Source organism: Pseudoalteromonas sp. SR44-2 (genome assembly GCF_014163745.1).
GTDB lineage: Bacteria > Pseudomonadota > Gammaproteobacteria > Enterobacterales > Alteromonadaceae > Pseudoalteromonas > Pseudoalteromonas distincta.
Genome location: NZ_JACJDW010000017.1, coordinates 1 through 14,008 on the forward strand (window position 1 = coordinate 1; position 14,008 = coordinate 14,008).

Annotated in this window: 7 protein-coding genes; 4 read left to right on the forward strand and 3 right to left on the reverse strand. The window is 39.1% G+C overall.

Translation table 11 applies throughout. From position 1 onward, the window contains the following. Positions 1-169: 169 nt before the first annotated feature. On the reverse strand, positions 170-916 hold the full coding sequence (locus tag H5115_RS11700; RefSeq protein ID WP_002959717.1) for a YciK family oxidoreductase: 747 nt from the start codon (positions 914-916) through the stop codon (positions 170-172). A gap of 206 nt (positions 917-1,122) precedes the next feature. On the opposite strand from H5115_RS11700, the gene H5115_RS11705 reads away from it, so the two are divergent. Together H5115_RS11705 and sohB are read left to right on the forward strand one after the other, a co-directional pair. After that, positions 1,123-3,552 (forward strand): VolA/Pla-1 family phospholipase, encoded by a 2,430-nt coding sequence (locus tag H5115_RS11705; RefSeq protein WP_182694966.1) that lies wholly within the window; start codon positions 1,123-1,125, stop codon positions 3,550-3,552. Between the two features lie 100 nt (positions 3,553-3,652). Further along, positions 3,653-4,669: a protease SohB gene (gene sohB / locus H5115_RS11710; RefSeq protein WP_182755413.1), complete on the forward strand. Its 1,017-nt coding sequence runs from the start codon at positions 3,653-3,655 to the stop codon at positions 4,667-4,669. A gap of 96 nt (positions 4,670-4,765) precedes the next feature. Here sohB and H5115_RS11715 read toward each other — a convergent pair whose 3' ends face one another. Continuing rightward, positions 4,766-6,100, reverse strand: coding sequence for a dicarboxylate/amino acid:cation symporter (locus H5115_RS11715; protein WP_024606768.1), 1,335 nt, complete (start codon positions 6,098-6,100; stop codon positions 4,766-4,768). Positions 6,101-6,293: 193 nt separating this feature from the next. Between H5115_RS11715 and H5115_RS11720 the strand changes: the two genes are divergently transcribed. Continuing rightward, positions 6,294-10,259: an Ig domain-containing protein gene (locus H5115_RS11720; protein ID WP_182755415.1), complete on the forward strand. Its 3,966-nt coding sequence runs from the start codon at positions 6,294-6,296 to the stop codon at positions 10,257-10,259. 249 nt (positions 10,260-10,508) lie between these two features. Further along, on the forward strand, positions 10,509-13,217 hold the full coding sequence (topA, locus tag H5115_RS11725) for a type I DNA topoisomerase (protein WP_149602799.1): 2,709 nt from the start codon (positions 10,509-10,511) through the stop codon (positions 13,215-13,217). Between the two features lie 357 nt (positions 13,218-13,574). Here the strand turns inward: topA and H5115_RS11730 are convergent, their stop codons facing one another. Continuing rightward, positions 13,575-13,817 carry a hypothetical protein gene (locus tag H5115_RS11730; RefSeq protein WP_002959734.1) on the reverse strand — a complete coding sequence of 81 codons (243 nt, stop codon included), beginning with the start codon at positions 13,815-13,817 and terminating at the stop codon, positions 13,575-13,577. Positions 13,818-14,008 lie beyond the last annotated feature (191 nt).

Below are 14,008 nucleotides of genomic sequence, written 5' to 3' on the forward strand. Positions count from 1 at the left end.
AAGCGCACAGGGCGTGCATCTGTGAAAGTGTTATGGCAAGGATGGCTTAAGTTACAAGCCATCCTGGAAGGCTACGATTTAGCAAAATCTCTTGAGTCAGACTTGTGATCAAGAGACAGCTAATTGCGGCTTTTTTAATGTGTGTTGTATAAATTTTTTAAACTCTAAATTACTTTTTTACTTGAGCATCTAACGATTCGCCATTCACTTTACTAGAATCATCGCTCATCAAGTATAAGTAGGTTGGCATTAAATCTTCTGGTGTAGCAAGCGCGTCTCTATCTTCTCCTGGGTATGCAGCAGCGCGCATAGAAGTTCGAGTAGCGCCTGGATTAATACAGTTTATACGAATATTCGTTTTGCCTACTTCACATGCCCATGTTTGCATCATGCCTTCTACAGCAAATTTTGAGATGGCGTATGGCCCCCAAAACTCACGGCCTTTGCGGCCTACACCTGATGACGTAAATACTATCGATGCATTATCAGACTTACGAAGAACAGGAAAAAGCGCTTTAGTGATCATCGCTTGCGCGGTCACGTTTACTTTCATTATGTTTTCGAACGTAGATGAGCAAAAATGTTCAAGTGGACCAAGTGACCCTAAAATACCTGCATTATTAAGCAAGCCATCAAGGCGGCCAAATTGATATTCAATTGTTGCAGCAAGGTCACGGTAGTTTTGTTTAGTTGCGCCTTTTAAGTCCATGGGCACAATTGCAGGTTTAGGGTAACCTGCATTAACAATTTCATCGTAAACACATTCAAGTTTATTAGTTGTTTTTCCTAATAAGATAACTGTAGCGCCGTATTTTGCATACGTAATTGCTGCTACTCGGCCAATACCATCACCGGCGCCTGTTATTAAAATAATTTTATCTTTAAGTGCGTTTTCAGCCGCTTGATATGTGTGCATAAAAGTACCCATTCATCTATTTTTTTTGATTTTAACATAGCGAAACGTGAAGTAATCGAATTTATTGTAAAATTAGGTGGCGAAAATAGAAACTTTACGTTAAGTTTAACTGGTCTAATGTCTCATTAATAACCTGATTACATTGTTTTAACTTAATACACTGATTAAACACACTATAAAAATAAAATATGTGCGGAGCCAACAATATGAAAAAAATGCTACTTTCACTCTCTGTTACAGCTGCCTTGGCAGGTTGTGGCGGCGGAGAAACGTTAGAAGATGTCAAGAACGACACAGCAACCGTTATTCCAACAGCAACGGTTACATTTGACCCTGCTGCAGGTATCTTATCGGTACCTAATGATTTATTAATGAGTGGAACCCAAGACGGTACACTTAATATTCCTGGAGAATTAGATGACAACAATGTGTCTATTTCTCGAGCAGCTTATGCTGACCCTCAGCTTGCTCTAGGCGCACTTGACGGTTGGTCTTCTCAGGTTCCTTATAAAATCGATTTAACATTTCCGCCAAATGTTAGCTTAGATGAAACTTCTGCTGGGACACCAGGTACAGTCCGTATTTTTGAAGTAGTAATGGGTGCAAGTTTAACTGACGCAGAATGTTCAGTTGTAGCTGCAGGTACAGCTTGTAAATTGGTCGGTGAGCTTACTTTTGGTGTTGATTTTGTCACTCAAGCTTCTGGTGATGCCGTTGCAATTATTCCTTTAAAACCATTTACGGCAGGTAGCTCATACATCAATGTACTAACTACTGGTCTTAAAGATTCATTAGGACGCTCTATCGAGCCTTCTTCTACTTATGGACTGGTTAAGCAAGAAGCGCCATTAATTACAGAAGCCCAACTTGGTTTGCAGGGCGCTGTTAACAGTTACGAAAATGTAGTTGTAAGTTCAGGAAATATAACAAAAGAAGATATTATTTTTTCTAGCGCAATGACTATTCAGTCTGCGGGGCCAGTACTTGGGACAATTAAAAAATTGCTAGCTGCAAGTTTGCAACAGCCTGCGATGCCAACGCCTGCGCTTCAAGTTCCTGAACAACCGATGGTAAATGTACAACAGGTATTTGCTTCTCAGGGTGTAGAAGTGTCTGCTGCTTTCTCTGGTGTGCAATATCAAAAAGGTAGCATTATGCTACCGATGTATTTAGGTACACCAACGGGTACTGATATTAGTGATTTAAGTGATACATATTGGCAAGGTATGTGTGATAACGCGGTGGCAATAATCGGTTACAAGGCCGTTGCTGGTGATGCATTTCCGACAGATCCTATTAGTGAAAATGATGGTTTATGTTCTGCATTAAGTGACGGGCAATTACGTGACTTAGGACTAGATAGCACACGTCATTTAACAAAATATAACTCCATTCCAAAAGTACAAAGCATGGCAAATGTGCCAGTGCAAGTTACTAAGCCTATTTTACCAATAATTAATGGTGTACGTGCGCAGTTACAATTAGATCCTATCGCAATGCCTGATAGCGGATGGCCAGTTGTTATTATGCAACACGGTATTACAACACAAAAAGAAAGTATGCTTGCTTTAACGGCGCAGCTTTCTATTCAAGGCTTTGCAACAGTTGCTATTGACCATCCAAGACATGGTGAGCGTGGAATAGATGTTGATGGTGATGGAACAGACGACTTTAATGCAACAACGGGTTCTGTGCTTAGTTACATGAATTTAAGTTCATTACTTGTTGCGCGTGATAGCTTACGTCAATCAGCGGCTGATTTATTAGGTTTACGTTTAGGTCTAAACTTTATTAATGATGCAACGATTAATGCGCAAGATGTAACTTACATTGGTCATTCATTAGGCTCTATTGTAGCCCCTGCATTTATTGCACAAGCTAATAACCCATTAGCGCCAACTGTCGACCCATTATTTAATGTAAACACAGTAGCACTTGCAAGTGGCGGCGGCGGTATAGCTAGCTTCTTACTAGAATCAGCTGCATTTGGTCCATTTATTCAAGGTTCAGTACTTTCACAAGCAGGTACAACAGAAGCTGATGAGTTTAACGCGTATTTACAAGTTGATGCAGTGTCTAACTGTGGTGCAGTATTGCCAGATATGGAAGCATATTTAACCTGTGGTTATAACGAGTATGTAGCTTCGTTAACTACAGCTGGTGAAACAAGTAAGCTAACTAATATTCAAGGAGTGTTTACTCAATTTGCATTTGCGGCGCAAACAGCACTTGATAGTGGCGATCCAACTAATTACGCAGCCACTGTGAAAGCATTAGGCACTCCTGTTTATACTAATGTTGTTGTGGGCGATGGTGTTGATAACAAGCCTGACCAAGTGATACCACCAATGGCAGCTAATAATCCTATTTCTGGCACAATCCCATTAGCTAACTTGATGGGTCTTGAAACAGTAAGTACTTCGCAAGCATTGAGTGAAACACCAACAAGCTACTTAGTTAAATTTACTAAAGGGCATCATGGTTCTATATTAACGCCAGCTCAAGATGCTGCACAGGCTGCAACTGTTGAAGGCAGTGCTGCCGCTAATACAGAAATGCAGTTGCAAGTAGCTACTTACTTAGCTGCTCGCGGTCGAATGTTATTAGTTTCCAACCCTGAGGTTGTGACTGATTAATAACCAGTAAAATAATTAACCTTTAAAAGCCACTGAAAAGTGGCTTTTTTTTGCTTTAAAGCATGCTAAATTAGCTGAAATTTATAAATGGAGAAACCAGTTGGAATTTTTATACGAATACGGTTTGTTTTTTGCTAAAACAATTACTTTTGTTATCGCTATAGCAGTTATTCTAATGCTAATAGTTGGCGCTGCAGTTAAGCCTAAAGCCAAAAAAGGTGAAATACAAATTGACGACATATCAGAGCAATTAGTCGATCTTAAAGAAAGTTTTCTACAAAATACGCTGGGTAAAAAAGAGCTTAAAGCACACCAAAAACAGCTTAAATCGCAAAGTAAAAAAGCAGATAAAGATCAGCCTAAACCTCGTTTATATGTAATTGACTTTGTAGGTAGTATGGACGCTCACGAAGTAGAAAGCTTACGAGAAGAAATAACAGCCATTATCTCTATTGCTAACCCAAGTAAAGACAAAGTACTTATTCGTTTAGAAAGTGGCGGCGGAGTAGTGCATGGCTACGGACTTGCTGCATCTCAGCTACAGCGTATTAAAAATGCCGGTATTCCTTTGAGTGTTGCAATTGATAAAGTAGCAGCGAGCGGTGGTTACATGATGGCGTGTGTAGCCGATGAGATACTGGCAGCCCCTTTTGCCATAGTTGGATCTATTGGTGTGATAGCTCAAATACCAAACTTTAATAAAATATTAAAGAAAAATGATGTGGAATTTGAGCAAATAACTGCAGGTGAGTTTAAACGTACGCTTACTTTATTTGGTGAAAACACAGATAAGGCCCGTGAAAAATTTCGTGAAGAAATTGAACAAACACATGATTTATTTAAAACGTTTGTAAGCACTCAACGCCCAAGCTTAGATATAAACTTAGTTGCGACAGGCGAGCATTGGTTTGCAACGCAAGCGATTGATAAAGGTTTGGTAGATATTATAAAGACAAGTGATGATGCATTACTGGAGCAGCAACATGAGCGCCAAATTTATAAGATTAAATACAAAATTAAAAAGGGATTAAGCGATAAGCTAGCTCTTGGCCTGAGTAGTGGTGTAAATAAAGTGGGAATAAACTTACTCTCTAAATTTAAATCCCTAAATCCTTAGATTAGAATTTTTTTACGATTCAGTTTAATTCTTTCTACTCGAAAAAAAACCTTGATGTATTGCATCAAGGTTTTTTTATAGCTGTATAAATGTAGCTTATGAGTCAATAGACTTATGATAATCTTCTAAGTCTTTAGCTGCATTAGGGTCGTTAAAGATGCTCTCATCAAGTTCACCTTCAGACTTGGCAACAACACAGGTAACCATACAATCACCGGTTACATTAACTGCTGTACGTGTCATATCAAGTAATCTATCTACACCGATAATAATTGCAATCCCTTCTACAGGTAAGCCAACTTGGTTAAGTACCATCGCCAGCATAATTAAGCCAACACCTGGTACGCCTGCTGTACCTACAGAGGCAAGTGTTGCTGTTAATATAACCATTAGGTAATCAGAAATTGTCAAATCTACACTAAACACTTGTGCAATGAATACGGTAGCCACACCTTGCATGATGGCAGTGCCATCCATGTTAATGGTAGCACCCAGTGGGATAGTAAATGAGGCAACCGAGTTATTAGCGCCTAGTTTTTTAGTAGCAGTTTCAAGTGTAATAGGCATAGTTGCGCTTGAGCTTGAAGTACTAAATGCAAATAAGCATGTGTGCTTCATTTTTGCTAAGAAAATAAGCGGGTTTAAGCCCGTTAATATTTTTAAAAGCAATGTGTAGTTTACAAAAGCATGTAATAACAGTGCAAGCACTACAACGCCAAAGTATTTGGCTAGGCTAACAATTAAGTTAAGCTCAATTGTTGTAAATAGTTTTGCCATTAAAAAGAAAACGCCATAAGGTGCAATGTTCATTAACAGCGTAACTAGTTTTAAGATTACTGTGTTTAAATCTTCAAAAACACTTGCTACGCGTTTGCCTGTTTTACCACTTAATGCCATTGCCACACCAAATAATAGTGCAAAAACAATAACTTGAAGCATGTTGCCTTTGGCCATTGCTTCAAATGGGTTAGTAGGAAACATATCTATAATTACACGTGCAAGGGTAGGCGCTTCTTTAGCATCATAAGTTGCATTAGATGGCAAGCTTATACCTTCACCAGGGCTAAATAATAAGGCAAGTGTAATCGCCACTGTTATAGCAATAGCCGTAGTTAATAAATATAAACCAATAGATTTACCACCTAGGCGGCCTAGTTTTTTAGGGTCACTTAAGCTACAGGTACCACAAACGAGCGATACAAAAACAAGAGGAACAACTAACATTTTTAAGCTGGCAATAAATATTTGGCCACCAACATGGAAAATACCATCAACAAAAAAGGCTTTAATTGGCAAAGAGAATAACCCAAGTGGTATTAGATAATCGTCTTCACCAGCTAATATAGCCTGAAATATAAAACCTACTGCAACCCCAAGCGCCATACCAATCATGATGCGAGTGGTTAAACTCATTGAACGGATTTTTGACATATTCCCTGATCTACATTTTATAAATTTGCCATAGACTACCAGCAAGGAAATATTTACTACAGAAAAAATTGGTATTTATTTAAAATTATTTTGCGCAAAAAAGTAATAAAAAACTGAGATTTTAGACTAAGTTATAGGTTAATATTAAGTGAAAATTAATTTTGATTATAATAACAACGCTAGGGAGAGGTTCATGCCTTTAATGCGACTGCTCGGCATTTCATTGCTAAGTTTTTTACTCACAGCCTGTGGTGGCGGTGGGTCACTTGAAAAAGACGGCTCTATTAGTGATGGTGATTCCACTACAGAGGCTGCTACATACTCGGTTTCATTAAAGGGATACTCTCAAACAGGCGAAATAGAGTCAAATGCTGTTACGGCAGATTCTCCCTTAAACTTAAGAGCAATACTCACTGATAACGACGGTGATGTTGTTGCTAGTCAGCGAATTACGTTTACTTTAACCGATACCGTTGGGGCTTTAAGCCAAACATCTGCACTAACAAATACAGATGGGGAAGCCGAAGTTGAACTAATGGCTGGTACTGTCGAAGGTGCTGGAGAAGTAACTGCCACATATACAATTGATGGCACGACCTATACAGATAGTTTTTCGTTTAGCTCAACAGGTGATGCTGGACTAAATCCAAATAATGAATACGTGATCCAATTACAAGGCTTCTCTCAAGGGGATGGATCTGAAACCAATTCAGTTTCAGGGGATACTCCAATCGATTTAATCGCCACTCTTACTAATAACGGTAATCAAGTATCTGGTGAGGTAATAACATTTTCTCTATCGGGTAATGTGGGTTCTTTAAATGCAAGTTCAGCACTTACACAAACTAATGGACAAGCGAAAGTAGAATTAACATCAGGAACAATTGAAGGCGCTGGTCAAGTTGTAGCAAGTTTCAACATTGATAGTGTTACTTACACCTCAAGTTTCTCGTTTCAATCCGACGGTAAAGAAGGTAACCAACCTGCTTATAGTTTAACTTTGCAAGGGTATTCAAATGGAACGGAAGTTCAATCAAACATGGTTACTTCATTAGTGCCACTTGAATTAAGAGCAACGTTACTTAATGACGGTACTCCAGTTAGCTCACAAAGCGTTAACTTTTCGTTAGCTAGTAATATAGGTGTTTTAAACCCTAGTTCTGGAAGTGTTTTAACCAATAGCAATGGTATAGCTACTATTGAGCTTTTAGCTGGAAATATTGAAGGTGCTTCAGAATTATCTGTAACTTACGTAAATAATGGAGTTACGTACACATCGGAAGCCTTTGACTTTGAATCTATCATTGTTGAAAAGGCTGAAATTATGGTTAGCTTAATAGCAAATGATGGTTCGACCACTCGTAATGTAGATTTTTTAAACCCTGCTGTTGCCCAGGCGCAACTCTTATTAAACGGTGAACCAGGTGCCTTTAAGTTAGTAGCATTTAATTTATCAGGCTTAGGGACTATTAATCCTTCTAATGGTACTGCACTGACGAATGAGGAGGGGATTGCGAAGGTTGATTTATTAGCAGGAACAGAAGCCGGGGCAGGTTCAATAACGGCCGAATATATTGATAGCGATAACACGAGTTACACAGCTGAAGCTTTTACATATACAACTGCCGGGGATTCTCCTGCCCAAGGTGATGCAGATAATTTCACAATTGATCTGAGCCTAATATCGTCAACAACACTAATACAAACAAGTGAAATTAGTGCTAACGATAATGGCCTAGTGCAAGCTCTAGTCCTAGATTCAAATGGTGACCCAGTAGTCGGGGAAGTGGTTTCTTTTAGCTCTACCTTAGGTAGTCTTTTACCAAGCTCAGGTACTGCGCTAACAAATACTAACGGTATTGCTACTCTAAATTTAGCACCAGGTACAATTGAAGGGGCCGGTAATGTTACAGCCCAGTACGAAGCTATTACAGAAAAGGTTGGGTTTTATACTCGTGGTGATGCTATCGACCCTAATCAAAGCACCGCGGATATCAATTTTAAAATTTTGCAAAACTGTCCGGTTGATTTTAAAACAACTAGAGATGCAAGTTTATGTAAAGAGGCAACAAGTATTTCAGGTGATTCTTCAGCTATTTTATTTATTGAAGTGACTAATGAAGACTCTACAACACCACTTACTCAAGCTTTAGTAACCGCTACTACTACTATTGGATCTATTACTCCTTCAACAGGCACTGCAATTACAGATGCAAATGGTATCGCACTACTCGATATTGTTCCTGGGCAGGATGTAGGGGCAGGTGAAATCACCGTGTCTGTACTTAATAGTAACTTGACTAAAGCGTTTCAGATTGCTGCGGTAGATATCGAAATTTCTATTTCGAGCTCTATTGCTGATGATGAGCTATTAGCTGCAGGGGCTACGGCTCTAATTTCTATTGAAATTTCTAAAGATGGTGAGTTATATACAACTCCATTAACGGTTGAATTCTCATCGGGCTGTGTAAGTTCGGGGCAGGCATCAATTGATGAAACAGTGACTAGTATTGGTGGATTTGCACGTTCAACATATCGCCCTTTAACTTGTGTGGGTGGTGATATTATTACAGCAACGGTCATTACTGGTGGAGATACGGTTTCTGCAAATACTACAATTAATGTATCACCTGCAAATATTGGTTTTTTACAGTTTATAGATGTTACAGAATCTGTAATTGCATTAAAAGGTACAGGTGGTGCTGATCGTACTGAAATTTCAGAAGTGACTTTCAAACTTGTCGATTCGAACGGGAACGATTTAGCGTCAAGAACGGTTAACTTTGAACTTTCAACTGCTGTAGGTGGCATTACATTAGGCACTGCCAGCGCTATCACTAATGCCAGTGGCGAAGTGAAGACATCAGTACTATCGGGTTCGATTGCAACACCTGTACGTGTTATTGCATCAAGTGAAGAAGAGGTAGAAGGTAATACAGTTGTTGTAACAGCCCCTTCAGATATTCTTGTTGTTAGTACAGGTATAGCTGATCAAAATAGTTTTTCGCTATCGCGTTCTATTTTCAATCCCCACGCATTAAATGTTGATGGTAATACAGTAGCGGTTAACGCACGTTTAGCCGATCACTTTAATAATCCTGTTCCAGATGGTACGGCCGTTACTTTTATTACAGAAGGTGGAGTTATTGAGCCAAGTTGTACTACAACGAATGGAGCATGTAGCGTTACTTGGACAAGTAGCAACCCGCGTCCTTTTACTGATTCAATGTACGAAAATACAATTGCTCAAAAATGTGATGGTGGATTACCGTGCCCATTAGGTATTTTAAATAATGATCTTACAATAGATTTACCACTTGGTGGACGAGCAACCGTTCATGCATATGCTATTGGTGAAGAGACTTTTTCAGACTTAAATGGTAATGGTTACTTTGATAGCGAAGACTTCTTTGATGATTTATTTGATATCCCAGAAGCTTTTATTGATAACAATGAAGATGGTACTTTTGGCGGCAAAGATTGTAGTGATGGAACAGACCCATGTTCTCGTGACAATTCAACAGGTGATGAGTTTGAAGAGTTCGTAGATTTTGATGGTAATGGTTCTTGGACTACCCAAAACGGTTTATACAATGGTTTACTATGTCGTGAAGAAGACGAAGCCGCAGGACTATGTAGCCGTCAATTGGTTAATGTATTTCAAAACCAAGAGATTGTTATGTCGGGTGATGCGGCATTCTTTAGATTAGTAACCTATGCTGATGATTGCTCCGCTATTGCAGGCGTAACAGCATCTGAGGTGCATATAAACAGTGATCCAGCGAGCCCATTAGTACGTCGCTCACAAGCTGATCCAACAAGCCAACAGATGTGTCAAGTCAGTGAAATAGATTTAACCCAGAGTCCAACAGGGACTAGTAGTGTCAGTCTGATTATGTATATTGCAGATATGTATAATAATCCTATGCCTGCAGGTACTGAGGTATCTATTAGTACTGATAACGGTGAAATTACTGGCGAAACTAGTTATGTATTTCCTAATACTACGAGCTTTGTTCCAGTAGGTGTTTCTTTTGGTATTAAACGGGAACCTTTGACAGGTGGTAACGATAGTCCATCGGGTAGTTTAAACATTTCAGTTGAAGCTCCTTCAGGTTTAGTTTCGCCATTTTCAGTTTCAGTAATCGACGATTTATAATCGTTTAAAATAAAAAATGCCAACCTTTAGGTTGGCATTTTTGTTTCTGTTCTATATATTCCACATCAATTAATCTAAAAACACCTGTTTGTTTAATTTAACGACAAAAATTGTTCGTTTATTCAGTAAATACTGAAAAGTTTGTATTAAAAGCTTGTAACAACTAGTGTTTGTAGATATACCTATAAATATTCGCGCCGCTTATGTCGGCAAAACACATTTTTAATATTTGGTTAGAAATAGGCAACTATGGGCAAATCGCTAGTAATTGTAGAGTCACCTGCTAAGGCTAAAACAATTAATAAATATTTAGGTAATGACTTCATCGTAAAGTCCAGTATTGGGCATGTACGTGATTTACCTACTTCAGGTTCGAGCAAAGCTAAAGTGCCGGCAACTAAAACGCCAGCAGAAGTTCGCAAAATGGAACCTGAAGAGAAAGCAGCGTATAAAAAGCAACGAGATTATACTAACCTGGTCGCGCGTATGGGTATTGATCCTGAGCAAGGTTGGGAGCCGCATTATGAAATCCTGCCAGGTAAAGAGAAGGTTGTTCAAGAATTACAAAAGCTGGCTGAAAATGCAGATCAAATATACCTCGCAACGGATTTGGATAGAGAAGGGGAAGCAATTGCTTGGCACCTTCAAGAAATCATTGGCGGCGAACCTGAAAAGTATAAGCGCGTAGTTTTTAACGAGATTACCAAAAACGCAATACAGCAAGCTTTCGAAACACCTGGCGAGCTTAATACTGACATGGTTTACGCTCAGCAAACACGACGCTTTTTAGACCGTGTTGTAGGCTTTATGGTTTCTCCTTTGTTGTGGGCAAAAGTTGCACGTGGTCTATCTGCAGGACGAGTTCAGTCTGTTGCGGTACGCTTATTAGTTGAGCGTGAACGTGAAATTAAGGCATTTATCCCTGAAGAGTTTTGGGATATTCACGCTGATGTTAAGAATACTGAGTCTGAGTTACGTTTAGAAGTAACCAAACAAGCAGGAAAGGCATTTAAGCCTGTAAATGAAGCTCAGGCTAGCGCAGCTGTTAAAAGCCTTGAGAATGCAGAATATAAAGTAATTAGCGTTGAAGAAAAGCCAAGCAAAAGTCGCCCAAGTGCGCCATTAATTACTTCAACCATGCAACAAGCAGCAAGTACACGCTTAGGTTATGGCGTTAAAAAGACTATGATGCTCGCTCAGCGTTTGTATGAAGGCGGTTATATTACTTATATGCGTACCGATTCAACCAATCTTTCAAAAGATGCGGTTGAAATGTGTCGTGAGTATGTAACGAATGAGTTTGGTGCTAAATATTTACCAAAAGATCCAATTAACTATAGCTCTAAAGGCAATGCACAAGAAGCGCATGAGGCGATACGTCCTTCAAGCGTTACTGTGTTGTCTGGTCATATCGAAGGCGTAGATGCCGATGCTAAAAAGCTGTATGAGTTAATTTGGCGTCAATTTGTAGCGTGCCAAATGGTACCTGCTGAATACGACTTAACAACACTGACTGTTGCAGCTAACGATTTCCAGCTCAAAGCAAAAGGCCGCGTGCTTCGCTTTGATGGTTGGACAAAAGTACAACCTGCTGTGCGTAAAAAGAACGAAGAAGATCAATCACTGCCGGCTGTTAAAGAAGGTGAAATACTTACTTTAATAGAACTTGATCCTAAGCAGCATTTTACTAAGCCGCCAGCTCGCTTTAGTGAAGCTAGTTTAGTAAAAGAGCTTGAAAAGCGTGGTATTGGTCGTCCATCTACTTATGCGTCGATTATATCAACAATTCAAGATCGTGGTTATGTACGTGTAGAAAATCGCCGTTTCTTTGCTGAAAAAATGGGTGAAATTGTTACTGACCGCTTAGTTGAAAACTTCACTGATTTAATGAACTTTGATTTTACAGCTAAAATGGAAGGTCGTTTAGATGACATTGCTGAAGGCGAGCGTGTATGGACTCAAGTCCTAGATAAGTTTTATGCTGACTTTTCAACGCAACTAACTGTCGCTAAAGACGAGCCAGAGAATGGCGGCATGCGTCTTAATGAGATGGTTGAAACCGATATAGAATGTCCTACATGTAGCCGCAAAATGGGTATACGTACGGCTTCAACCGGTGTTTTCTTAGGGTGTACTGGTTACAGCCTTCCGCCAAAAGAGCGTTGTACTACAACAATGAACTTAGTGTCGGGCGATGAAGCGGTTGCTGCTGATGTCGAAGACGTAGAAACCGAAAAATTAATGCAGATGAAGCGTTGTCCTATTTGTGAAACTGCAATGGATTCATACCTAATCGACGAAACCCGTAAACTACATGTGTGTGGTAATAACCCAGCATGTAAAGGGCATATAGTTGAAGAAGGTACCTTTAAAATTAAAGGCTACGACGGACCAATTATCGAATGTGATAAGTGCGGTTCTGACATGGAGCTTAAATCGGGTCGCTTTGGTAAGTACTTTGGTTGTAATAACGACGAGTGTAAGAACACACGTAAGTTACTTAAAAATGGCGAGGCTGCTCCACCAAAAGAAGATCCTGTTCACATTACTGAATTAGAGTGTGAGAAGTCAGATGCGTATTTTGTTTTACGTGATGGCGCTGCGGGTATATTTTTAGCCGCAAATACTTTTCCTAAGTCACGTGAAACACGTGCACCTAAGGTTGAAGAACTAAAACGCTTTAGAGATCGTATTTCGCCTAAGTTTTATTATTTAGCAGATGCACCAGCTAAAGATCCTGATGGTAATCTTGCTGTTGTACGCTATAGCCGTAAAAATAAATCTCAGTATGTTATGACTGAAGTTGACGGTAAAGCTACAGGCTGGACTGCTCATTATGAAGCAGGTAAATGGACAGAAGAAGCGAAGAAAAAAGCAGCGCCTAAAAAGAAAGCAGCTGCAAAAAAGGCACCAGCTAAAGCTAAGCCTAAAGCGAAAGCTAAAAAAGAAGATGAATAAGCTCGTTATTGCTTATTCATAGCTTTTGTAGATTTAAAAAATCATAAAAAAACCGGAATGCACAGCTTGTGTCTATTCCGGTTTTTTTGTGTCTAGTTGAATGCTTTCGCAACGGCTTTATTAGCAGTACATTCACCTAAGCGTGTTACCAATTTGATTAAAAACATGGTCATTTTAGCGTATTAAATAACTCAGTTACTGCGTTAAAAACTATTCATATATGACTGCATAGATGCAGAGAGTAGGCATTGCAGGGAGCAGCTGCCGAGAACAAATATATGTCATGCTTTTTCGCTTAGCTATTGAGCTATATTCTTAGCGCTATAATTGATCACTAATTAAATGTAATTGGTATAATTAAATCTTAACAGAAGATACTTTTTTATAGCCTTCAGATTCAAGCTCATCATTTACGCATTTTAATACGTAGGCATTTAGCTCTTCATTGCTTACGTCATCATCTTTAGCCCAGTTAACACACATTTCTGTGTATTCTTTTATCATTTCGGCTGAAGCTGTTGGCGCATCGTCTGCAACCGCGTAAGTCGCAGATACTGCAAATAGTGGTGCTACGATTAATGCTAGCAATGCTTTTTTCATTCGTTTATTCCTAAAAAAATGGTGTGATGACTGATTTATCCAGTTTAAAGTTAGATATAAATCAGTAGTGCCCAATTCAGAACAACTCTGTTGGTATACTGATTTTTAATCGAAATTGAAATAAAAGATAACGAAATTTTTTTATCGTGAGGATGAGTAATTTACTTGTCAGTTTTTTAACTTTAGTAAGT